The following is a 21082-nucleotide window of genomic DNA, read 5'->3' as shown; positions in this document are numbered from 1 at the left end:
GCGCAGCCTAGAGGACGGCGAGCACGCCGTCGGCGTACTTCTCCAGCTTCGCCTCGCCGATCCCGCTGATCGTCCCGAGCTCGTCGCGGCTGGCCGGCAGCCGGGTGGCGATCTCGCGGAGCGTGGCGTCGTGGAAGACGACGTAGGCCGGCACGCCCTGCTCCTTGGCGACCTCGCCGCGCCAGGCACGCAGCCGCTCGAAGACCTCGGCGGCCTCCGGCGAGAGGTCGGCGGCGGCCACCTTCGGCTTCCGCTCCCCGCTGCTGCGACGAGGTTGCCGGGGCGGCTCCTTGCGGAGCATCAGCTGCTGCTCTCCGCGCAGCACGGGGCCGGCCGCCTCGGCGACCGAGAAGACGCCGTAGCGGGTGTCGACCGCGAGCATCTCCCGGGCCAGCAGCTGTCGGATGACGGAGTGCCAGTCGCTTTCGGCGAGGTCGGTGCCGATCCCGAAGACCGAGAGCTCGTCGTGGCGGAACTGGCGGACCTTCTCGGTCTCCTTGCCGCGCAGGATGTCGACGATCTGGCCGGCCCCGAAGCGCTGTCCGTTGCGCTCGCGGTCGAGCCGGATGACGGTGGAGAGCACCTTCTGGGCGGGCACGGTGCCGTCCCACGACTCCGGCGCCGTCAGGCAGGTGTCGCAGTTGCCGCACGGCTCGGCCGCCTGGCCGAAGTAGCGCAGCAGCTGAACCCGCCGGCAGTCGACGGTCTCGCACAGCGCCAGCATCGCGTTGAGGTGCTGGCCGAGCCGGTGCTTGTGGGCCCGGTCGCCCTCGGAGGTCTCGATCATCTGCCGCTGCTGGACTACATCGGCCAAGCCGTAGGCCAGCCACGCGGTCGAGGGCTGTCCGTCACGTCCGGCCCGGCCGGTCTCCTGGTAGTAGCCCTCGACCGACTTGGGCAGGTCGAGATGGGCCACGAAGCGTACGTCCGGCTTGTCGATCCCCATCCCGAAGGCGATGGTGGCGACCATGACGATGCCGTCCTCGCGCAGGAAGCGGGACTGGTTCTGCGCGCGGGTGCGGGCGTCGAGACCCGCGTGGTAGGGCAGCGCGGGGATGCCGGCGCCGACCAGGGTCGCGGCCGTGCGCTCGACCGAGTTGCGCGAGAGGCAGTAGACGATGCCGGCCTCGCCGGGATGCTCGGTGCGGATCAGGTCGAGGAGCTGCTTGGCCGGCTTGTCCTTCGGGGCGATCCGGTATTGGATGTTGGGCCGGTCGAAGGAGGCCACGAAGTGGCGGGCGTCCTCGAGGTCGAGCCGCTGGGCGATCTCGCGGCGGGTCTCCGCGGTGGCGGTCGCGGTCAGCGCGATCCGCGGCACCTCCGGCCAGCGCTCGTGCAGGTGGGAGAGCTGGAGGTAGTCGGGCCGGAAGTCGTGGCCCCACTGGGAGACACAGTGGGCCTCGTCGATCGCGAAGAGCGAGATCTTGGCCTGGTCCAGCAGCCTGCCCGTCTCGGGCACCCGCAGTCGCTCCGGGGCCAGATAGAGCATGTCGAGCTCACCGGCGAGCAGCGCCTTCTCCACCTGCTGCCGCTCGTGGGGCATCTGGGTGGAGTTGAGGAAGCCGGCCCGCACCCCGAGCGCGGAGAGCGCGTCGACCTGGTCCTGCATCAGCGCGATCAGCGGCGAGACGACCACCCCGGTCCCGGCCCTCACCAGGGACGGGATCTGGTAGCACAGCGACTTCCCGCCACCGGTCGGCATCAGGACCAGCGCGTCGCCGCCGGACGCCACGTGCGCGACGATCTCGGCCTGGTCGCCGCGGAACTCGTCGTAGCCGAAGACGCGGCGCAGGACATCCAGCTCCGGGGTCGATTCGCTCACGTCGGTGACCCTACCGGCCGCCACCGACGGTTCTCCTCAGACCGAGATCCTGTCCCGGGTGACGGCGGCCTCTCCGGCATCGGTCGAGCCGTGGGCACGCTCGAGCGCTGCGCCCTCGACATCCACGTTCGGGAGGATACGGTCGAGCCACTTCGGCAGCCACCACGCGGAGCGGCCGAGCAGGTGCATCAGGGCCGGCATCAGCAGCATCCGGACGATGAAGGCGTCCAGCAGCACCCCGAGCGCGAGCCCGAAGCCCATCGAGCGGATCATCACCGACTCGGCGAAGACGAACCCGCCGAAGACGGAGACCATGATCAGCCCGGCCGCGATCACCACCGAGCGCCCGGCCCGGAAGCCCTGGGCGACGGCGATGCGGGCGGGTGCGCCGTGGACGTACGCCTCCCTCATCCCGGAGGCGAGGAACAGCTGGTAGTCCATCGCCAGGCCGAAGAGGATCCCGACCAGCAGGATCGGCAGGAAGCTCAGGATGGGTCCGGTGCTGTCGATGCCGATCCACTCGGCCCCGATGCCCTTCTGGAAGACCGCGACCACGACGCCGTACGTCGCCAGCAGCGAGAGCACGAAGCCACCGGTCGCGATGAGCGGGACCAGGAGGGAGCGGAAGACCAGGATCAGGATCAGCAGCGAGAGTCCGACGACGACGGCGAGGTAGGGGAGGAGCACGTCGTTGAGCCCCTGCGACACGTCGATCGCGACGGCGGTGGCGCCGGCGACGCCGAGCGTGATGTCGCCGTTGACCGCCGGCATGTCCCGGATCGCGTTGACCAGCTCGTTGGTCGAGACGCTGTTGGGGCCTTCCTCGGGGATGACCTGGAAGGCCGCCGTGCGACCGCCCTCGGAGACCGCGGCCGGAGCCACGGCGCGTACGTCATCGAGGTCTGCCAGCGCCTGGGCGACCGTCAGCTGGGCTCGCTGGACGCCGGCCTCGCTGAGGCCGTCGGGCAGCTCGGCGGCGACGAGCAGCGGGCCGTTGGCGCCGGCGCCGAAGCTGTCCTCGGTGATCGTGTAGGCGGTCTTGGCCAGCGAGCCCTCGGGCTCGGAGCCGCCGTCGGGCAGGCCGAGCCGCATGTCGAGGGCGGGGACCGCGAGGGCGAGCAGGGCGACCACGGACGCGACGACCGTGACCAGCGCGCGCCAGGTGGGCATCGGCTTGGCGTGGGCCTCGGCGGCGTCCTGCTTCGCGACCTTCTTGCGGGCGCGCTTGGAGACGATGCGGCCACCGACGAGGCCGAGGATGGCCGGGGTCAGGGTGATCGCGACCAGGACGGCGATCGCGACGCAGGCGGCGCCGACCGAGCCCATCAGGCCGAGGAACGGGATCCCGGTCATGTTGAGGGCGACCAGAGCGACGATCACGGTGGAGCCGGCGAAGACGACCGCCGTGCCGGCGGTGCCGTTGGCGAGCGCGATCGACTCGGTGACGTCGGCGCCGTGGAGCAGCTGCTTGCGGTGCCGGTTGAGGATGAAGAGCGAGTAGTCGATGCCGACGGCCAGGCCGAGCATCAGGCCCAGGATGGGGGTCATCGAGGCCATCTGCACGACGCCGGAGAGGGAGAGTGCGCCGAGGGCGCCGATGCCGACGCCGGTCAGCGCGGTGACCAGCGGGACGCCGGCTCCGATGATCGTGCCGAGCATGACCAGCAGGACGACGGCGGCGACGCCGACACCGACGATCTCGCCCGGACCCACGGGGTTGGGGGTCTCCTGGGAGATGTCGGAGGAGACGCCGACCTCGACCCCGTCCACGGGCGAGTCGGTGAAGTGGTCGACGGTGGCCTTCTTGGTCTCCTCGGACATCTCCAGACGTCCGACCGAGTAGGCGACGTTGACCAGGGCGGCCGAGCCGTCCGCGGAGACCATCCGGATCTCCTCGGAGAGCTCGAGCAGCTCGGCGCCGTTCTCGGCCTTGGCGGCGTTGGCCTCGAGGTCGGCGGCACTGTCGTCGAGCTTCGCCTGCTGCTTGTCGATGGCGGCCTGCTGGGCGTCGACCTGGTCGGTCGGCATCCCGGCGGCCTGCAGCTGGGTGCGGGCCCTGTCGATGTCGGCCTGTGCCTTGTCGAGCTTGGCCTGAGCGCTGTCGAGCTGGCTCCGGCCGGCCTCGAGCCTGGCCTGGCCCGCGGTGACCTTCTCGGCCTGTGCCGCGCGCTGGGCCTCGGTCTGGAAGGGGTCGGTGACCGCGGCGACGTCGGGGAGGTCCTCTGCGCTGGTGATCAGCGCCCGGATCTCCTGCTTCTGGGTGGCGGTGAGCGGGGTGCCGTCCTCGGTCTGGAAGGCGATCGTGCCGGAGCCGCCGGCCAGGTCGGGCAGCCCCTCCTGGAGCTCGTCGACCACCTCGGAGGAGGGCAGCCCCGGGATGTCGAAGCTGGTGGTGAGCTCGCCGGACCAGGCGACGTACGCTCCGGCGGCGCCGGACAGCGCCAGCACCCAGGCAAGGATCACGAGCCAGGCGCGGCGCGCGGCCGACTTGCCCAATCGGTACAACAGCTCCGCCATGGCGGCATCCCTCCGGTAATTCGCAACGGTGCGTCCAGTTAATCATCTGTACGCCGTCGGACAAGGGCTGCTGGGCGAGTGATGGGTCACACCTGTGCCGTGGCCAGGAGATGCCGCGGGCTCCTAGGATGCGGTTCATGCCAGCGTCAGCAGGAGTGCGCCGTCGAGGTGCCGTACGCAGCGAGGAGGCTCGCATGGCGGTCCTCGACGCGACCGGGCGGCTCTTCGCCGAGAAGGGGTACGACCACCTCACCATCGAGGGCATCGCGGCCGAGGCCGGTGTCTCCAAGCAGACGATCTACCGCTGGTGGTCCTCGAAGAGCGCGGTCGTCGCCGACGCCCTGATCGAGGATCTGCTGCTGCCGGACCACCCGGTCGTCCCCGACACCGGGGACATCCGCGCCGACCTCATCGCCTGGATGCAGAGCCTCATCGACCTCGTCGCGCAGCCCGGCAACGACAGCCTCGTCCGTTCGCTCGTCGCGGCCGCCTGCGAGAACCCCGCCATCGGCGCCCGCCTCAACGACGCGCTCGGCATCACCGCCACCGTCTCCACCCGGATCGAGGCGGCCGTCGCGGCCGGCCAGCTGCCCGCCGACCTGCCGGTCATGGAGTTCGTCCGCGCCCTGGTCGGTGGGTTCGTGCTGCACTCCCTCGAGCGCACCGAGCCCGGTCCGGACGTTGCCGAGCGCCTGGTGCGCGCGCTGTTGCACTGAGTCGTTCTTTACCCAAGAAAGAGGGGGTGGCGGCCCTCGGGTCGGGGCTACGGTGGAAGGTATGCCGAAGGTGCCCCCGCCTGTCTATGTCGCCGTGGGCCTGGTCGCCCAGCATCTGCTCGCCCCGCATCGCCGACCGACCGCCGTACGGTCCGTCGCGGCCGGTCTCCTCGCCGCCGGCTCGGTCTATGTCGTGGGCACCGCTGCTCGTGCGTTCCTGCACAAGGACACCAGCTTCGACCCGCTCGAGCCGGAGCGGGCGACGGCGGTCGTCACCGACGGCCCGTTCCGCTACACCCGCAACCCGATGTACGTCGGCATGGCAGGTCTCCTCACCGCCCATGCCGTCCTTCGCGGTGGTTGGCTCCCGCTCGTCCCCGTCGCGGCCTTCGTCGCCGTCGTCGACCGCACCCAGATCCCCGCGGAGGAGCACGCTCTGTCGTGGAGCTTCGGCGACGCGTACGACTCCTACCGCAGCGCCACGCCCCGCTGGCTCGGGCCGCCCCGGGGTGCCGCGCGTGGCTGAGCTCTTCCACACCGTTCTCGACACCACGGACGTACGCCGCCTCGCCGAGTTCTACCGCCAGTTCCTCGGTCTGGTCTACCGGCCGGGGGACGAGGTGCCCGGCGACGACGACTGGCTCGTTCTCACCTGGCCCGACGGGCGTCGTGCGCTCGCGTTCAACCTGGTCGACGAGTCCGAGATGGCACCGTCTGACTGGCCGGCTCCGGGGGCGGTCAAGCACATGCATCTGGACACCGTCGTAGCCTCTGTCGAGGAGCTTGATGCGGAGCATGCTCGGGTGCTGCAGTTGGGGGCTTCGCTTCGCTTCGACCGGTCTGACGATACTGAAGAGCCGCTGCGTGCGTACGCCGATCCTGCGGGGCATATCTTCTGCATCTTCGTGGGCTGAATCGTGGGTGTCTCGACCGCCTGTGCCCCGGTGGTCGAGCTTGTCGAGACCCTGTGCGTGACCGTTCTTCGTGGCTTAGGTGGGCCGCCGACCCGTTTTGGAGGGTCTTCTCGATCTGGTCCGCCGTCAATGCCTCAAGGACGTGTGCTGCGCCGGATGCCTCGGTGGTCGAGCCGCAGCGACGAACAGTGGCTGGGCCGCGTGTAACCCTGCCGAGTCGGCGGATCTTGACCGGTGTCTCGCGAAGCGAAGCGAGCGAGCCGGTCAAGATGCGCCGACTCGGCATTCCCGTGGTCGAGCTTGTCGAGACCATCTGTTTCGTGCCCGTTTCTTCGGGGCTGGTGTGGGCCGCCGACCCGATCACGAGGGTCTTCTCGATCTGGTCCGGCGTCAAGGACGGCCTACGGCCGCCGGCTTCGCCGGCCGCTTCGCGGTCCTGGACTCCGGACCAGATCGAGAAAAGATTTGGCTGGCTATCGGGGCGGCGGCCCGGGTGTGGCGCAGCGCATTCACTCCTGCGACGGATGGTGTTGCTGGGGTGTGAGGGGTGGCCCTTCGGGCCACTTACCATCCACAGGAACGACGCCGTTCGCTCACCGCGAAAACCGGGTTTGAACAGGGAAAATGGATAGTAAAGAGAGAGGTTCAGGCGTAGAGTCAGACCCATCACAACACACCTCTGAAGGAACCATGCGATGAGTCTCGGCCGCGACATCAACCACTGGGGCACCAACCCCGGTGACGCGATCGACGCCGCCTTGCAGGCCATCGAAACCGCCCTCCAAGAGTTGCTGGCCACCGACCCTGCCTACTGGCGCACCGAGCAGAAGAAGGACCTGCTGGAACGGTTGGAGAAACTCCAAGCGATGCAGGCCGCCCTGAAACTGAGAGTCCTCGCCGCTGCGGGCGATATCGCGGAGGAGACCGGGGCGAAGGATGTCTCGGGGTGGCTGCGGACCGAGCTGTTGGTCGATAAAGGGGTGGCCCGCTCGCAGATCAAACTCGCCGCTGGTGTCGCCAAGTACGACCTGGTCGCTGCCGGCCTGGCCGAAGGTGTGGTGTCCCAGGACAAGGCCTGGGTGATCACGAAGGCGCTTGATGCCGTCGAGGCCGATCCCGCCGCCAGTGGTGAGCACCTGGTCCTGGCGGAGAAGATGCTGGTCGACTATGCCGCCTGGATGACTGCGAACGAGCTCAAGAACGCCGGCCGCCGGATCCTGGCCGAGATCGACCCCGAGAGGTTCGAAGAAGCCGAAGCCAAGGCCCTGCAGAGGGAAGAAGAACACGCCGCCCGGCGCACCTTCTACACCGCCCGGGATAACGGTGATGGCACCATCGACCTCCACGCCAGGGTCTCCCGCGCCGTCGGGATGCGGCTGCGCACCATTCTCGACTCGTTGGCGCAGCCGCGAAAGATGTCCGCGGAGAACAAGGGCCGCAAAGCCCCCTACGACCGGCTCCTGGGTCAGGCGTTCGCCCGGGTCATCGAGACCTACGACGTCGACCTGCTGCCGCGCCATGGCGGTCACGGGACCACGGTGTTCATCACCATGAGCGTGGACGACCTCCGTAAGGACCTCGCCACCGCCGCCCTCGGGTTCGACGGCGAGAAGATCACCGCCGCCGAAGCCCGCCGGATGGCCTGCAACGCCGACCTGGTCCCGGTCGTCCTCGGCACCGACTCCGAGATCCTCGACCTCGGCCGCACCGCTCGGTTGGCGCACCCGATCCAACACCGAGCATTGCGGTTACGGGACAAGTGCTGCCAGGCCGAAGGCTGCGACGCCCCGGCGGCCTGGACCGAGGCTCATCATCTGACACCGTGGTCCGAAGGCGGCCGAACCAACCTGGCCAACATGGTGTTGCTGTGTCCGAGCGACCATCACCGCATCCATGACGCCGACTACACCTACGAGCGACTCCCCGACGGTCGGATCCGGTTCACCCGACGCATCCCGACCGGCTGATCCGTGGCGGGCCTGGCCGCCAAGCCGGTATTCACTCGAGCCCACCCACGACCCTCGTTGATCTGTGTCCTTGCGCATCGTGTGGTGCCATTCCATCCGAGCGGTTCACGTGGCCCTGGTTTCCGCAGTGGGGCAGGGCCGATCCCGGCGCATTCTGGATCTGGTCCGGCTGTGTGCTGCAACTGCGCGGCGTTCCGCTGCCGATTCTTTGGTCCTGCCCACGATCCTGCTCGAACTGACGGCGTCCCGTCCCCGCCCCGCCCTGCGTCGCCGAGGTCATCGCCACCCGACCGACGGCCCGGCTTGTGAAGCATTCACAAGGTGTCATCGTCTTGTAAAAGCACCATGTACACACCAGGCCGCCAGAACCCCCTCGACCCACGGTCCCCAAGCCCGTGCCCAACTCAAGGGACTCTGCGCCAAACCCCGCCGCCGACCCGATAACCAGCCAAAATTCTCGCCGGCTCCCGGTGTCCAGGACCGCGAAGCGGCCGGCGAAGCCGGCGGCCGCAGGCCGTCCTTGACTCCGGGAACCGGCGAGAACACCCTCCATAACGGGTCGGCGGCCACCAGCCCAACGAGACACCTCAACCCCGAAAAGACGCCCCTCACCAACCCAGCGAAGTGGCCGGCGGCCCCAGGCCCGAGCGAGGTGAGTGAGAATGGGGACGTGAGCGAGATCGAGTACGTAGACAACCCGGCCAGGCATCGCTATGAGATCCGAGACGGGGAGACTGTCGCGGGGTTGGCGACCTACCGGCTGCCTGACGACGAGCATGTGGACTTCCTGCACACCGAGGTGAAGGAGGCCTACAACGGGCAGGGGCTCGCCTCGAAGCTGGTGGAGTTCGCGCTGGCGGATGTGAAGGCGAAGGGGAAGCGGATCATCCCGCATTGCCCGTACGTCGCGAGGTGGCTGAAGCGCCACGGCGAGGAGTACGCCGACATCACCGACTGGCCGGCCTGACCGCGAGGTTCGCTCAGAGGGTCTCCGTCGACTTTCGTGGCTCCAGGCCCAGCTTGGCCAGCGGGGTGCGGGTCATATGGGCCGAGGGCCAGGTCTGGCCGCGCGAGGAGCCGCGGGCGTAGGACCTGGCGCCCGACTGGTAGGTCACGTAGAACTCGTCGCCGACCTCGGCGATGCCCTCGGCCAGGTTGGGGAGCGACTGCAGAGCGCGGGGCCTGATCGTGACCCGGTCCTGCACGACGAGCTGGCTGCGCCGTGCGGGGCCGCGGTTGACGCTGAAGACGTACTCCTCCTCGCGCACCACGACGCCCTGGGTGCCGACCGGGGTGCGGACGCCGATCGGGGTCTTGATCTGCCAGGTGTCGTCCTTGCGGATGTACTTGTAGAGGCGGTTGTTCGCGTGCGACCCCACGTAGAGCAGGTCCTTCGCCGCGGCGAGGTAGGAGCCGGCCGCGAGCGCGACCAGCGGAGCGACGGTCGAGACGGTCGAGAGCGGTTCGGCGTGGACGATCTGGGTCAGGGAGTAGCGGTAGAGGCGGGGCGGGTTGCCCTCGCGGCACACGTAGACCTCGTCGCCGATGACCGCGACGCCCCCGGCGTTGACCGGGCCGCTGACGCTGCCCTTCGGCCCGCCGAGGTAGACGGCGTTGATGAGCTCGCCCGACGGCCTGTCGACCAGAGCGAGCGCGGAGCCGAGCTTGTCGCCGTGGTAGCCCTGCAGAAGGAGCTCTGCCTCGGCGGAGTACGCCAGGCCCTGCGGGACCCAGCCGCGGTCCTCGTCCCCGGTGAGCACCCCTGCGGTGGCGATGTGCGGGATCAGCGGACCGAGTCTGCTGCCACTACGGCTCAGCCAGGTCTCGGTGCGGTCGATGCCGCGTTGGACCCACTTCTGCTGCCTCTTGGCCATCACTTTGGGGTCGATCACGATCAAAAAATCTATCCGCTCGGACACTGATCGGCGGTCGCTTCGGGGCGCGAGTCCGACAACTGTCCACCTGACGGAACGGTCGGGCGACAGGTTCCATGTACTCGCGGGTAGATATGGTGGCAGGATCTGCCGACATGACGAAGCACGCCGACGTGATCGTGGTGGGAGCCGGCCTTGCCGGCCTGGCAGCAGCGGCCGAGGTCGCGGATGCGGGAAAGAGCGTTCTCCTGGTCGACCAGGAGCCGGAGCAGTCGCTGGGTGGCCAGGCGTTCTGGAGCCTGGGCGGGCTCTTCCTCGTCGACAGCCCCGAGCAGCGCCGGATGGGCATCAACGACTCCTCCGAGCTGGCGCTCCAGGACTGGATGGGATCGGCCCAGTTCGACCGCGACGAGGACCTGTGGCCGCGACGCTGGGCCGAGGCGTACCTCGACTTCGCGGCGGGCGAGAAGCGCTCCTGGCTGCGCCAGATGGGCCACCGGATCTTCCCGGTCGTCGGCTGGGCCGAGCGTGGCGACGGCCGCGCCGACGGCCACGGCAACTCCGTGCCGCGCTTCCACATCACCTGGGGGACCGGGCCGGGCGTCGTCGAGCCGTTCGAACGACGGGTTCGCGCCCACGCCGACACCGGCCGGATCACCTTCGCCTTCCGGCACCGCGTCGACCATCTCGTGGTCGAGGACGGGACCGTCGTCGGCGTACGCGGCAAGGTTCTCGAACCCAGTGACATCGAGCGCGGCCAGGCCTCCTCGCGCACCGAGGTCGAGGACTTCGAGCTCAGCGGCCAGGCCGTGATCGTCACCTCCGGCGGCATCGGCGGTGACCACGACCTCGTCCGCAAGCACTGGCCCGCCCGCCTCGGCGTCCCGCCGAAGTCGATGGTCTCCGGGGTCCCGGCGCACGTCGACGGCCGCATGCTCGCCATCACCGGGGCGACCGGCGCCAAGATCATCAACGACGACCGGATGTGGCACTACGTCGAGGGCATCCGCAACTGGGACTCGATCTGGGCCAACCACGGCATCCGGATCCTCCCCGGCCCCTCGAGCCTGTGGCTGGACGCGACCGGCAAGCGTCTCCCGGCGCCGTTCTTCCCCGGCTTCGACACCCTCGGCACGCTCAAGCACCTGCGGCAGACCGGCTACGACTACTCCTGGTTCGTGCTGACCGAGAAGATCATCAAGAAGGAGTTCGCGCTCTCCGGGTCCGAGCAGAACCCCGACCTGACCGGCAAGGACATCAAGCTGCTCGCCGAGCGGGCACGCAAGGGCCCCGGCCCGGTGAAGAGCTTCATGGAGCACGGCGAGGACTTCGTGGTCGCCGACAACCTCACCGCGCTCGTCCACGGGATGAACGGTCTCGCCGACAAGGACCCGTCCGGCCCGCAGATCAAGGAGAGCGAGCTGCGCCGGATCATCGAGGCCCGCGACCGCGAGATCGCCAACAACTTCACCAAGGACGCCCAGATCACCGCGCTGTACGCCGCCCGCCACTACCGCGGCGACAAGCTGCAGCGCACCGCCAAGCCCCACCGGATCCTCGACCCCGAGGCCGGCCCGCTGATCGCCGTCAAGCTGCACATCCTCTCCCGCAAGACCCTCGGTGGGCTCGAGACGGACCTGTCCGGACGCTGCCTGACCGCCGCCGGCACCCCGCTGCCCGGGCTCTACGCTGCCGGCGAGGTCGCCGGCTTCGGCGGCGGCGGGATGATGGGCTACAACGCGCTCGAGGGCACCTTCCTCGGCGGCTGCCTGTTCTCGGGACGTACGGCGGGCAGGGCCGCGGCCGCGGCCGTCTGACGCCGCGGCTGTCCGACTCAGTGGGCGCCGGAGAGGTTCAGGCCGACCACGCCGACGACGATCATCGCCAGGAAGCCGGCCTTGGCGGCGGTGAGGTGCTCGCCGAGGAACATCACGCCGATGCCGGCGACCAGTGCGGTGCCGAGGCCTGACCAGATGGCGTACGCCACCGAGACCGGCATCCGCTCCACGACCACCGACAGCAGCCAGATCGAGGCGCCGTAGCCGGCCATGACGGCGAGCGACCAGCCCAGGTTGCGGAAGCCTTCGGTACGGGGGAGCAGCGCGGTGCTGACGACCTCGATCGCGATCGCGACGACGAGCAGAATGGCGGCGTACATCTTCCGGGTCCTCCTGGGGAGCGTGTAGCGACTGCTACATCACCGAGAAATGTAGCAGTCGCTACAGGTTGGGCATAATGCTTTCCATGGACCGCAAGGAGGAGCTCCTCGGGCAGGTGGTCGACCACGTGCTCGAGCACGGGCTGATCGGGCTGACCCTGCGTCCGCTGGCGGCAGCGATCGGCACCAGCGACCGGATGCTGATCTACCACTTCGGCGGTCGCGACGAGCTCGTCGCAGCGGTGGTCGCGCGCACCAACGAGCTCTCCGTCGGGGCGGTCGCGGCGCTCGAGCCGGCCGAAGACGTACGCGCCGGGGTGGAGGCCCTGTGGCGGGCCTACCGTACCGAGCCGCTGCACGGCTGCCTGCAGATCTACCTGCAGGCGGCCGCGACCGGGCTGATCGGGATGGAGCCCTATCGCTCGGTCGTCCGGGAGACCAACGAGCTGTGGTACGCCGCGCTGCGCGACTACGTCACCGCCTGTGGCGCGCCGCCCGAGCGTGCGGGCCGGATCGTCACGCTCGTCGACTCCTCGCTGTTCGGCTTCCACCTGGACCTCGCCACCGACCGGCCCGACGAGCTCGCCGCCGGGGTGGCCGATCTCGCCGCGGCCGCGGGAGCGATCGCCGAGGGGTGATCGGGGGTCCGGCACAATGCGCCGGGTGAACTCGCTCCTGAAGACCATCCCCGCCGACCGTATGCACCTGTGGCTGATGCTCGTGCTGACCTTCACCACGGGCATCAACGACGCCGTCGGCTACCTCGGTCTGGACAAGGTGTTCACCGGAAACATGACCGGCAACGTGGTCATCCTCGGCATGGCGCTGGTCGGCGGCACCGACCTCCCGATCCTCGGGCCGGCCCTGGCGCTGGTCGGGTTCATGGCCGGCGCCGCTCTCGGTGGCCGCGTGCTGAAGGCGGACAAGCAGGCCTGGAGCGGGCGCACCACCGCGCTGTTCTCCCTGGTCGCGGTGGTGATGCTGGCGCTGGCCGGGCTGCTCTTCGTCGTCGGTGACGAACCCTCGACCGCGGTGATGATCACGACGACCACCCTGGCCGCGGTCGCGATGGGCACCCAGGCGGCGGCCGCTCGCCACATCGCGGTCAAGGACGTGACCACCGTCGTCGTCACGAGCACGATCACGGGCCTCGCGGCCGACTCGCCGCTAGGGTCCGGCAAGGCGTCCTTCCGCGGCGGCGGCACCGCGCGGCGCGCGATCACCGTCCTGCTGATCCTGCTCGGCGCCTTCGCCGGTGCCGGGATGCTGCTGTGGCACACCGGCGGCGGCCTCCTGCTCGCCGGCGTCCTGATCGGGCTCGCCACCGGCCTCGGCGCCTGGCACGCGCGGGTGCACAGCGCGACCATCCAGGGCGGCATCATCTAGGGTCTGCCACGTGGAGTGCCCCAAGTTCGCGGTGAGCGTGGATCTCGTCGTGCTCACCGTTCGTGACGACGCGCTCTGCGCCCTGGTCGTACGCCGCGGCGTCGAGCCCTATCGAGGCGCCTGGGCGCTTCCGGGCGGGTTCGTCCTGGACGAGGAGGGCCTCGAGGAGGCAGCGGCGCGCGAGCTCGCGGAGGAGACCGGCATGCGGCCGGGGAGCGTGCACGTCGAGCAGCTGGCGACGTACGGATCTCCGGGCCGGGACCCGCGGACGCGGGTCGTGACGGTCGCCTATCTCGCGCTCGCGCCCGACCTCCCGGTGCCCGCGGCGGGCTCGGACGCGGCCGACGCGCAGTGGCGCCCGGTCGACTCGCTCCTGGCCGGCGGCGGTCTCGCCTTCGACCACGCGGCGATCCTGCGTGACGGCGTCGAGCGCGCCCGCTCCAAGCTGGAGTACTCGCCGCTGGGCGCCGCGTTCTGTGCCGAGGAGTTCACCGTCGCCGAGCTGCGCCGGGTCTACGAGATCGTCTGGGGCGAGCGCCTCGACCCGCGCAACTTCCACCGCAAGGTCACCAAGACCGAGGCCTTCCTCGAGCCCACGGGGGCCACGACGACCCGGGACGGTGGCCGGCCGGCTCAGCTCTTCCGCCGCGGCTCCGCGGAGCATCTGCACCCGCCGCTGCTGCGCCGCACGGCGTCGCTGAACGTCACCTCCGGCCCCTGATCTCCTTCGCCGGGGGCGCGGCGTACTCGTTGTGCTTGCTGGTGCTCAGGTCGAGGCGTACCAGCTTCTCCACCTCCGCGGTGGCCGCGCCGACCCCGTCGATGACGGGTACGCCGAGCTCCTCGGCGAGCCGGGCGCACAGGTCGGCCATCCCGGCGCAGCCCAGCACGATCGCCTCGGAGCGGTCCTCGGCCAGGGCCCGCCGGCAGACCGCCAGGATCGTCGCGTACGCGACCGGGTCGGTCTCCAGGTCGATCACCGGGATCTCGCAGGCATGGATGCCGCCGACCAGGTCGGCGACGCCGTAGTCGCGGGCGATCGACCAGGTGTGCGCGAGGACCCGGGGCAGCGTGGTGACCACCGAGAACCTCCGGGACAGGTACGCCGCCGTCCGCATCGCCGCCTCCGCGATCCCGACCACGGGGCCGGCGAGGATCTCGCGGGCCGCGTGCAGGCCGGGGTCGCCGAAGCAGGCGATCACGAACCCGTCGTACGCCTCGCGCTCCCGCTCCAGGACACCCAGCAGATGGGGCACCGCGATCGCCTCGTCGTAGTGCGACTCCAGGGAGACCGGCCCGGCACCCGGGTCGATCGCGTCGACGACCACGCCCGGGCCGACGCTCGCCCGGGCGCACTCGCCGATCAGTGTGGTCATCGACGCCGAGCTGTTCGGGTTGACGACCAGGATCCGCATCAGGCCGGCTCCTCGGCGACCTTCGTGGTGGCCGCCGTGGCGACTTCGGTGAAGACGTAGTAGGCCACGAACCCGATGCCGCACCCGATGAACCAGGAGTAGTCGGGCAGCCAGGTGAGCACCCCGCCGAGCTTCGGGACGAGCACCGAGGCGAACGAGAAGGCCGCGGCCACGAGGAGCGCGTACACGGCGACGGGGTTGGTGCCACGGCTGTAGTAGTAGGTGCCCGACTCGGAGAGGGTGTAGAGGTCGTCGACGACGATCTTCTGCCCTCTGACCAGGTAGAAGTCGGCGATCAAGATGCCGAACAACGGCCCGATCAGGGCGCCGAGGAGACCGAGCGTCCAGAAGATCGCCTCGTCGTTGGCGTACCAGTTCCACGGGGTGAGCAGGACCGATCCGCCGGCCGCGATCATGCCGCCCATCCGCCAGGAGATCTTCTGGGGAGCGACGTTGGAGAAGTCGAAGGCCGGTGAGATGAAGTTGGCCACGATGTTGATCCCGACGGTCGCGATCACGAAGGTCAGCCCGCCGAGCAGGACGGCGGTGTAGGTGTCGATCCGCTCGATCGTGGCCACCGGATCGGTGATCAGCTCGCCGAAGACGGGGATGGTCGCCGAGGCGGTGAGCACCGTGAGCAGCGAGAAGAGCACGAAGTTGACCGGGAGCCCCCAGAAGTTGCCCCGCTTCACCGCCTTGAACGACTTCCCGTAGCGCGCGAAGTCGCCGAAGTTCAGCATCGGCCCGGAGAAGTAGGAGACCACCAGGGCGATCGCGCCGAGCATCGCCGTGACCTGCTGGCCGACCGTGAGCTCCTTGTCGGAGAGCGAGAACGAGACGTTCCAGTCGGCCCGGTAGAGCATGTAGACGCACAGCGCCAGCATCGCCACGTAGACCGCCGGGCCGCAGAAGTCGATGAACCTGCGGATCGACTCCATGCCGCGCCAGAAGACCAGCGCCTGGGCGACCCACAGGATCGCGAAGCTCACGTAGCCGAGGTAGGAGAGCCCGAGGAAGGAGTGGTCGGCGGTGGCGTAGGTCGCCAGCGACGGGAAGAGCTTGAGGATCACGATGGTGAGCGACCCCGCGGCGAGGAAGGTCTGCACGCCGTACCAGGCGATCGCGATCGAGCCCCGGATGATCGCGGGGATGTTGGCGCCGAGCACGCCGAAGGAGGCTCGCGAGACCACCGGGTAGGGCGTCCCGGTCTGCTGGCTCGGCTTGGCGACCAGGTTGCAGAAGACCTGCACCAGCACGATCCCGGCGATCAGGCAGACGAAGACCTGCCAGCCGGTCAGGCCGAGCGCGAAGAGGGCTCCGGCGGTGACGTACCCGCCGACGCTGTGCACGTCCGACATCCAGAAGGCGAAGATGTTGTACCAGCCCCACTTCTGCTCGGGAAGCGGGTCGAGGTCCTCGTTCGACAGTCGGGGATGGTAGGCGGGTGGTGCTGTCACCTCGGTCATCACGGTCTCCTTGGGGTGGGGGTCACCCCATCGTGGAGACCGGGTGTTTCACCTGATCAGATGCCGTGTCAGAGCCATGTGACGCGAAAGATATACGACGTACGCGGCAGGCAGCCGGCGCTCAGGGCTGCCGGAACACGTCCGGGTCGCTCCGGAAGACCTCGATGGCCGTCTTGAGGTGCTCGTAGTGGGTCGCCGACTCGGTGACGAGCCGGTCCGCGTCGCGGGCGCAGAAGGCGGCGACCATGGCGTCGTGGTCGCCGTGGAGCAGCGCTCGGTCGACCTCGGCGACGCGCGACATGGGCCGCGCCGGCTCGGTCATGTTCCAGGCCGAGTCGTACATGTGCAGCAGCCGCTGCATCCCGGCCGGCGCGATCAACGCCCGGTGGAAGCGCCGCGACTCGACGTGATAGCCGCGTTCGTCGCCCCGGGCGACGGCCGCCGCCATGGCGGAGTGGGCGCTGCGTACGAGCTCGTCGTCGGCCTCGGTGGCCGACCGGACGGCGGCACGCAGGGCGGAGGTCTCCAGGGCGGCACGCACCTCGTAGAGCTCGCGGAACTCGGCGAAGGTCAGCTTCGCCACCGCGTAGCCGACGTGGGGCCGGTGCTCGACCAGGCCTTCCCCGGTGAGGACCTTGAGAGCCTCGCGCACGGGGATCTGGCTGACGCCGAAGAACGTCGCCACCGACGCGATCGGGATGAGCGTCCCCGGCGGCTCCTCGCCGGACAGGATCGCCAGGCGGAGGTCCTCGATGACGTGCGGCTGCTCACCGTCGCCGGCGGAGCTGACCAGGCGGGAGGCGAACACGGAGCGGCGCCGGGGCCCTTGCATCGGAGGTCCTCCTGCCGTCGTCCGGCGCATCCGTTCGGTCACCGAATGGTCTCGGCCCGGTCACGAACCGATAACGGTGAATCCGGTGTGTCGGACGGCACATCCCGTGCGGCGTACGCGCGTTGGGTAACTAGACAACAACCACGGCATTCTTGTCCAGCGGACGCCGTGACTCGGGATCGACCCTTATCCTGACGGGCACGTTTGAAAGGGTCGTTACAACGCCGAAACGCGGGTGCCAGCACCTGAAACCTCCGCTCGCTACGGTCCCCGGGACCTGTGCGTGAAACTCCTCGAAGGGAACTCGTTTCGATGTCTACCCCCGCCTCTCGGACCTCGCGACGTAAGTCTTTGCAACTCAGGGCCGGCGCGGCCCTCCTGACCGTCGTGGCCGCCACGACACTGGCCGCCTGCGGCTCCGACTCCGACGAGGGGAGCAGCGAGGAGGGCTTCGGCACCATCTCGATGCAGTACTCCTGGATCAAGAACGAGGAGTTCGCCGGCGAGTTCTACGCCGAGGACAAGGGCTACTACGAAGAAGCCGGCTTCGACGCCGTCAACGGCATCTCCGGCCCCGACACCGGTGTCGCCAAGCTGCTCTCCGGCAAGGTCCAGGTCGCCATCAACGACGCCGCCTCGGTCGGCTCCGCGATCGCCGAGCAGGAGGCGCCGCTGAAGATCATCGGCGCGACCTTCCAGAAGAACCCGTTCACGATCCTCTCGCTCAAGGACGGCGGCAACATCGCGACGCCGGCCGACCTCAAGGGCAAGAAGATCGGCGTGCAGGACTCCAACGTCAACGTCTTCAAGGCGATCCTCGCCGCCAACGGCCTGGAGGAGAAGAAGGACGACATCACCGTCGTCCCGGTCGAGTTCGACCCGACGCCCCTGATGAAGGGCCAGGTCGACGGCTTCATGGCCTACCTGACCAACGAGTCGATCACCGTCGAGCTCGCCGGCCACGAGGTCACCAACCTGCCCTACGCCGAGAACGGTGTGCCGTACGTCGCCGAGACCTACACCGTCACCGACCAGTACCTCGCCGAGAACCGCGACCTCCTCAAGGCGCTGCTGACCGCCGAGATCAAGGGCTGGACCGAGACCTTCAAGAACCCCGCCGACGAGGTGGTGAAGGTCGTCACGACCCACTACAACCAGGCGGCCAGCGACTCCGACGGTCTCGAGGCCAGCTTCGGCGAGCTCGACCCGGTCAAGACCAAGCGTGGTCTCGAGGAGTCGCAGAAGCTGATCTCCACGCCCGAGACCGAGAAGAACGGTCTCTTCACCATCTCCGAGGAGCTCCAGCAGCAGACCGTCGACTCGCTGGCCGCCGCCGGCTGGGAGGTCTCGGCCGAGGACCTGTTCGACACCTCGATCATCGACGAGATCTACGAGGAGAACCCCGAGCTGAAGGCCTACCAGAAGTAGTCATGGCCCAGGACAAGCTCATGGAGGCCGGTGCTCCCGCGGTGGAGACCGACGGCGGCACCGGCATCCACATCTCCGGAATCAGCAAGGTCTTCGGCTCCGGGTCGAAGGCCGTCACCGCGCTCAAGGACACCGAGCTCCACACCGACCAGGGCTCGTTCCTGGCCCTGCTCGGGCCCTCCGGCTGCGGCAAGTCGACGATCCTGCGGATCCTCGCGGGCCTGGAGGCGCCGACCAGCGGAGAGGCGTACGTCGACGGCAAGGCGCCCGCCGACCTGCGGCGCGACTCCGAGCTGGGGATCGCGTTCCAGGACCACGCGCTGCTGCCGTGGCGCTCCGTGGTCGGCAACATCAAGCTCGTCTTCGAGGTCGCCGGTCGGCGTCCCGACATGTCCTACATCCACGAGCTGATCAAGCTCGTGGGGCTGGAGGGCTTCGAGAAGGCACGCCCGGCGCAGCTCTCCGGCGGGATGCGACAGCGCGTCTCGATCGCCCGGGCGCTCGCGCTGAAGCCCTCCGTGCTCCTGCTCGACGAGCCGTTCGGCGCGCTGGACGACATGACCCGGCAGAACCTCAACCTGGAGCTGCTCCGGATCTGGACCGAGAAGCCGGCCACCACACTGCTGGTCACCCACGGGGTGAACGAGGCGATCTTCCTCTCCGACCGGGTCGCGGTGATGTCGCCGCGACCGGGCCGGATCAAGGAGATCATCGAGGTCGACCTTCCCCGGCCGCGTACGCCCGACATGATGCGTACGCCGGAGTTCCACGCCCTGGCCGACCGGGCCTCCGAGCTGCTCTTCGGCGACGACGGGCGCGCCGAGGCGGAGTCTTGATCCGGGTGCCTGGCTGGCTCGCCGGTCTGATCGGTGTGGTCATCCTGTTCGTGCTGTGGGCGGTCGTGGCGGTGTTCGGGTTCCCGCCCGACCCGGGCACCGGGTTCACGCCGGTGCCGCCGCCGTGGACGGTCCTCTCGGAGATGGCCGCCGCGGGTCCCTCGGCGTTCTGGGACGGCGTGCTCCGCGAGACGCTGATGGAGGCCTCGGTCGGCTTCCTGTGGGGCAACCTGATCGCCCTGCTGCTGGCCTCGCTGGTGCTGCTGGTGCCGTGGTTGGAGCCGGTGATCATGCAGATCGCGGTGACGACGTACTGCCTGCCCGTGGTCGCCGTCGGCGGCATCTCGATCGTGGTCCTCGGCGGCGCCGAGCAGCCGGGCGACCCGTCGAAGACGTCGATCTTCCTGGCGGCGCTGATGGTCTTCTTCACGACTGTCGTCGGCGCGGTGCTCGGGTTCAAGTCGGCCGATCGCGCCTCGCTCGACGTGGTACGGGTCTACGGCGGGTCGGTGTGGACGCAGCTGGTGAAGGTACGTCTCGTCGCGGCCGTGCCGGCGATCCTCAACGCGCTGCAGATCGCGGTGCCGACCGCGATCCTCGGTGCGGTCCTCGGCGAGTACCTCGGCTCCACCGACCGTGGCGTCGGACGCACGCTGATCGTGCTGCAGGGCAAGCCCGACCCGGAGCGGCTCTGGGCCGTCTTCCTGGTCTGCGCCCTGGTCGCCCTGGCCGGCTATCTGCTGCTGGGGCTGGTCTCGCGTCTGGTGACGCCATGGGTCGCTGGGAGGGCCGGATGAGGTCGAGTGCTGGATCTCTGTCGCGGGCGGTTCTCGGCCCGGTGCTGCACACCGTCGCCGCGCTGGCGATCGTGGCCGTGCTCTGGCAGGCGTTCGTGTCGTTCTCCAGCGTCTCGGAGTTCGTCGCGAAGGGTCCGCTGGACGTCCTCGACCACCTCTTCACGGGGCCGGACGCGGCCACGCACCGGGCCGAGCTGTTGCCACTCACGTGGGTGACCCTGAAGGACGCCGCGCTCGGCTTCCTCGCCGGGATGGCTCTGGCGATCGTGGCGGCGGTGCTGTTCAACCTGTCGCGGACGGTCGAGGCCGGCGTCATGCCGCTGGCGCTGCTGCTGCGCTCGATCCCGCTGGTCGCGATCGCCCCGGTGGTCATGCTGATCACCGGCCGCGCCTCGACCGCCTCGGTCGTGGTGCTCGGCATCATCGTGGTGCTGTTCCCGGCGCTGGCCGCGGTCCTGTTCGGGCTCTCCCAGGCCTCGCCGCAGTCGCTGGACCTCGTCGCCGTCTACGGCGGATCGCGGCTCACCGCGATCCGGAAGGTCTCGCTGCCCGGCGCGCTCCCGTCGATCTTCGCGGCCGCCCGGGTCTCGGTGCCCGGTGCCGTGACCGGGGCGCTGCTGGCCGAGTGGCTCTCGACCGGCAAGGGCATCGGCGGCAACATCCAGAAGTTCCCCGCCGCCGCCCGCTTCGACGACCTGTGGGCAGCCGTCGCGATCATCACCGTGGTCACGCTGGTGCTCTACAACCTCGTCCAGCTCCTGGAGTCGGTCGCGCTGGAGCGGATGGGGATGACGACCCGGTAGCGCCGAGGCGTCACCCCGGTTGCGCGAGGCGTCACCCCCGTGGGGGGGGGGGGGGGGGGGGGGGGGGGGGGGGGGCGCGGCGGGGGGGGGGGGGGGGGCGGGGGGGGGGGCGGCGGGGGGGGGGGGGGGGGCGGGGGGGGGGGGGCGGGGT

20 protein-coding genes are annotated in these 21082 nt (G+C 69.6%); 13 read left to right on the top strand and 7 right to left on the bottom strand.

Features of this window, described 5'->3' with window-relative positions; all coding sequences use genetic code 11:
• Positions 1-7: 7 nt before the first annotated feature.
• Complete coding sequence (recQ, locus tag ACZ6WN_RS20750) at positions 8-1822, bottom strand: DNA helicase RecQ (protein WP_465867214.1); 1815 nt, start codon at positions 1820-1822, stop codon at positions 8-10.
• 36 nt (positions 1823-1858) lie between these two features.
• A complete protein-coding gene (locus ACZ6WN_RS20745) occupies positions 1859-4339 on the bottom strand; it encodes an MMPL family transporter (RefSeq protein ID WP_465867212.1) in 2481 nt (826 codons plus the stop codon).
• 137 nt (positions 4340-4476) lie between these two features.
• Here ACZ6WN_RS20745 and ACZ6WN_RS20740 point away from each other — a divergent pair, with 137 nt between their 5' ends.
• The 5 genes from ACZ6WN_RS20740 to ACZ6WN_RS20720 all read left to right on the top strand — a co-directional run bounded on the left by ACZ6WN_RS20740 (position 4477) and on the right by ACZ6WN_RS20720 (position 8903).
• Positions 4477-5055, top strand: coding sequence for a TetR/AcrR family transcriptional regulator (locus ACZ6WN_RS20740; RefSeq protein ID WP_465867210.1), 579 nt, complete (start codon positions 4477-4479; stop codon positions 5053-5055).
• A 61-nt stretch (positions 5056-5116) separates the two neighbouring features.
• Positions 5117-5581 carry a methyltransferase family protein gene (locus tag ACZ6WN_RS20735; RefSeq protein WP_465867209.1) on the top strand — a complete coding sequence of 155 codons (465 nt, stop codon included), beginning with the start codon at positions 5117-5119 and terminating at the stop codon, positions 5579-5581.
• A complete protein-coding gene (locus tag ACZ6WN_RS20730; RefSeq protein WP_465867208.1) occupies positions 5574-5969 on the top strand; it encodes a VOC family protein in 396 nt (131 codons plus the stop codon). Before ACZ6WN_RS20735 ends, ACZ6WN_RS20730 begins: the two co-directional genes overlap by 8 nt.
• A gap of 695 nt (positions 5970-6664) precedes the next feature.
• Positions 6665-7936, top strand: a complete 1272-nt coding sequence (locus ACZ6WN_RS20725; protein WP_465867207.1) for an HNH endonuclease signature motif containing protein — start codon at positions 6665-6667, stop codon at positions 7934-7936.
• A 670-nt stretch (positions 7937-8606) separates the two neighbouring features.
• The gene (locus tag ACZ6WN_RS20720) at positions 8607-8903 is read left to right on the top strand and encodes a GNAT family N-acetyltransferase (protein ID WP_465867205.1); all 297 of its coding nucleotides are present in this window, start codon (positions 8607-8609) and stop codon (positions 8901-8903) included.
• A 13-nt stretch (positions 8904-8916) separates the two neighbouring features.
• Here the strand turns inward: ACZ6WN_RS20720 and ACZ6WN_RS20715 are convergent, their stop codons facing one another.
• A complete protein-coding gene (locus tag ACZ6WN_RS20715; RefSeq protein ID WP_465867204.1) occupies positions 8917-9828 on the bottom strand; it encodes a hypothetical protein in 912 nt (303 codons plus the stop codon).
• 137 nt (positions 9829-9965) lie between these two features.
• Between ACZ6WN_RS20715 and ACZ6WN_RS20710 the strand changes: the two genes are divergently transcribed.
• Positions 9966-11627, top strand: coding sequence for an FAD-binding dehydrogenase (locus ACZ6WN_RS20710; protein ID WP_465867202.1), 1662 nt, complete (start codon positions 9966-9968; stop codon positions 11625-11627).
• A gap of 17 nt (positions 11628-11644) precedes the next feature.
• On the opposite strand, the gene ACZ6WN_RS20705 is transcribed toward ACZ6WN_RS20710, so the two are convergent.
• Entirely contained in the window at positions 11645-11968 is a 324-nt protein-coding gene (locus ACZ6WN_RS20705) for a DMT family transporter (protein ID WP_465867200.1), read from the bottom strand.
• Between the two features lie 86 nt (positions 11969-12054).
• On the opposite strand from ACZ6WN_RS20705, the gene ACZ6WN_RS20700 reads away from it, so the two are divergent.
• The 3 genes from ACZ6WN_RS20700 to ACZ6WN_RS20690 are packed head-to-tail and all read left to right on the top strand — an operon-like array spanning position 12055 to position 14075.
• A complete protein-coding gene (locus tag ACZ6WN_RS20700; protein ID WP_465867199.1) occupies positions 12055-12606 on the top strand; it encodes a TetR/AcrR family transcriptional regulator in 552 nt (183 codons plus the stop codon).
• A 16-nt stretch (positions 12607-12622) separates the two neighbouring features.
• A complete protein-coding gene (locus tag ACZ6WN_RS20695) occupies positions 12623-13354 on the top strand; it encodes a YoaK family protein (protein ID WP_465867198.1) in 732 nt (243 codons plus the stop codon).
• 10 nt (positions 13355-13364) lie between these two features.
• Entirely contained in the window at positions 13365-14075 is a 711-nt protein-coding gene (locus ACZ6WN_RS20690; protein WP_465867196.1) for an NUDIX hydrolase, read from the top strand.
• Here the strand turns inward: ACZ6WN_RS20690 and ACZ6WN_RS20685 are convergent.
• The 3 genes from ACZ6WN_RS20685 to ACZ6WN_RS20675 form a co-directional block, all read right to left on the bottom strand.
• Positions 14059-14769, bottom strand: a complete 711-nt coding sequence (locus tag ACZ6WN_RS20685; RefSeq protein ID WP_465867194.1) for an aspartate/glutamate racemase family protein — start codon at positions 14767-14769, stop codon at positions 14059-14061. The two genes, ACZ6WN_RS20690 and ACZ6WN_RS20685, sit on opposite strands and share 17 nt — an antisense overlap.
• The gene (locus ACZ6WN_RS20680) at positions 14769-16235 is read right to left on the bottom strand and encodes an NCS1 family nucleobase:cation symporter-1 (protein WP_465867193.1); all 1467 of its coding nucleotides are present in this window, start codon (positions 16233-16235) and stop codon (positions 14769-14771) included. Before ACZ6WN_RS20680 ends, ACZ6WN_RS20685 begins: the two co-directional genes overlap by 1 nt.
• Before the next feature lie 121 nt (positions 16236-16356).
• Positions 16357-17067, bottom strand: coding sequence for a GntR family transcriptional regulator (locus ACZ6WN_RS20675; protein ID WP_465867191.1), 711 nt, complete (start codon positions 17065-17067; stop codon positions 16357-16359).
• 387 nt (positions 17068-17454) lie between these two features.
• Here ACZ6WN_RS20675 and ACZ6WN_RS20670 point away from each other — a divergent pair, with 387 nt between their 5' ends.
• From ACZ6WN_RS20670 to ACZ6WN_RS20655, 4 genes are read left to right on the top strand one after another with little or no spacing between them, the layout of a single operon-like run.
• The gene (locus tag ACZ6WN_RS20670) at positions 17455-18495 is read left to right on the top strand and encodes an ABC transporter substrate-binding protein (protein WP_465867190.1); all 1041 of its coding nucleotides are present in this window, start codon (positions 17455-17457) and stop codon (positions 18493-18495) included.
• A 2-nt stretch (positions 18496-18497) separates the two neighbouring features.
• A complete protein-coding gene (locus tag ACZ6WN_RS20665) occupies positions 18498-19331 on the top strand; it encodes an ABC transporter ATP-binding protein (protein WP_465867188.1) in 834 nt (277 codons plus the stop codon).
• A 5-nt stretch (positions 19332-19336) separates the two neighbouring features.
• Positions 19337-20128: an ABC transporter permease gene (locus ACZ6WN_RS20660; protein ID WP_465867249.1), complete on the top strand. Its 792-nt coding sequence runs from the start codon at positions 19337-19339 to the stop codon at positions 20126-20128.
• Positions 20125-20931 carry an ABC transporter permease gene (locus tag ACZ6WN_RS20655; protein ID WP_465867187.1) on the top strand — a complete coding sequence of 269 codons (807 nt, stop codon included), beginning with the start codon at positions 20125-20127 and terminating at the stop codon, positions 20929-20931. Before ACZ6WN_RS20660 ends, ACZ6WN_RS20655 begins: the two co-directional genes overlap by 4 nt.
• The last annotated feature ends 151 nt before the right edge of the window (positions 20932-21082 follow it).

This window comes from Nocardioides sp. NPDC054178, assembly GCF_055585005.1.
This window is presented reverse-complemented; position numbering and strand designations above follow the sequence as displayed.

What these genes read in the sequence shown, in the direction of transcription:
- ACZ6WN_RS20680 (WP_465867193.1), bottom strand. Translation starts at nt 16,235, where the DNA reads ATGACCGAGGTGACAGCACCACCCGCCTACCATCCCCGACTGTCGAAC.
- ACZ6WN_RS20745 (WP_465867212.1), bottom strand. Translation starts at nt 4,339, where the DNA reads ATGGCGGAGCTGTTGTACCGATTGGGCAAGTCGGCCGCGCGCCGCGCC.
- ACZ6WN_RS20725 (WP_465867207.1), top strand. Translation starts at nt 6,665, where the DNA reads ATGAGTCTCGGCCGCGACATCAACCACTGGGGCACCAACCCCGGTGAC.
- ACZ6WN_RS20665 (WP_465867188.1), top strand. Translation starts at nt 18,498, where the DNA reads ATGGCCCAGGACAAGCTCATGGAGGCCGGTGCTCCCGCGGTGGAGACC.
- ACZ6WN_RS20740 (WP_465867210.1), top strand. Translation starts at nt 4,477, where the DNA reads ATGCCAGCGTCAGCAGGAGTGCGCCGTCGAGGTGCCGTACGCAGCGAG.
- ACZ6WN_RS20700 (WP_465867199.1), top strand. Translation starts at nt 12,055, where the DNA reads ATGGACCGCAAGGAGGAGCTCCTCGGGCAGGTGGTCGACCACGTGCTC.
- ACZ6WN_RS20655 (WP_465867187.1), top strand. Translation starts at nt 20,125, where the DNA reads ATGAGGTCGAGTGCTGGATCTCTGTCGCGGGCGGTTCTCGGCCCGGTG.
- ACZ6WN_RS20695 (WP_465867198.1), top strand. Translation starts at nt 12,623, where the DNA reads ATGCGCCGGGTGAACTCGCTCCTGAAGACCATCCCCGCCGACCGTATG.
- ACZ6WN_RS20675 (WP_465867191.1), bottom strand. Translation starts at nt 17,067, where the DNA reads ATGCAAGGGCCCCGGCGCCGCTCCGTGTTCGCCTCCCGCCTGGTCAGC.
- ACZ6WN_RS20685 (WP_465867194.1), bottom strand. Translation starts at nt 14,769, where the DNA reads ATGCGGATCCTGGTCGTCAACCCGAACAGCTCGGCGTCGATGACCACA.
- ACZ6WN_RS20705 (WP_465867200.1), bottom strand. Translation starts at nt 11,968, where the DNA reads ATGTACGCCGCCATTCTGCTCGTCGTCGCGATCGCGATCGAGGTCGTC.
- ACZ6WN_RS20710 (WP_465867202.1), top strand. Translation starts at nt 9,966, where the DNA reads ATGACGAAGCACGCCGACGTGATCGTGGTGGGAGCCGGCCTTGCCGGC.
- ACZ6WN_RS20735 (WP_465867209.1), top strand. Translation starts at nt 5,117, where the DNA reads ATGCCGAAGGTGCCCCCGCCTGTCTATGTCGCCGTGGGCCTGGTCGCC.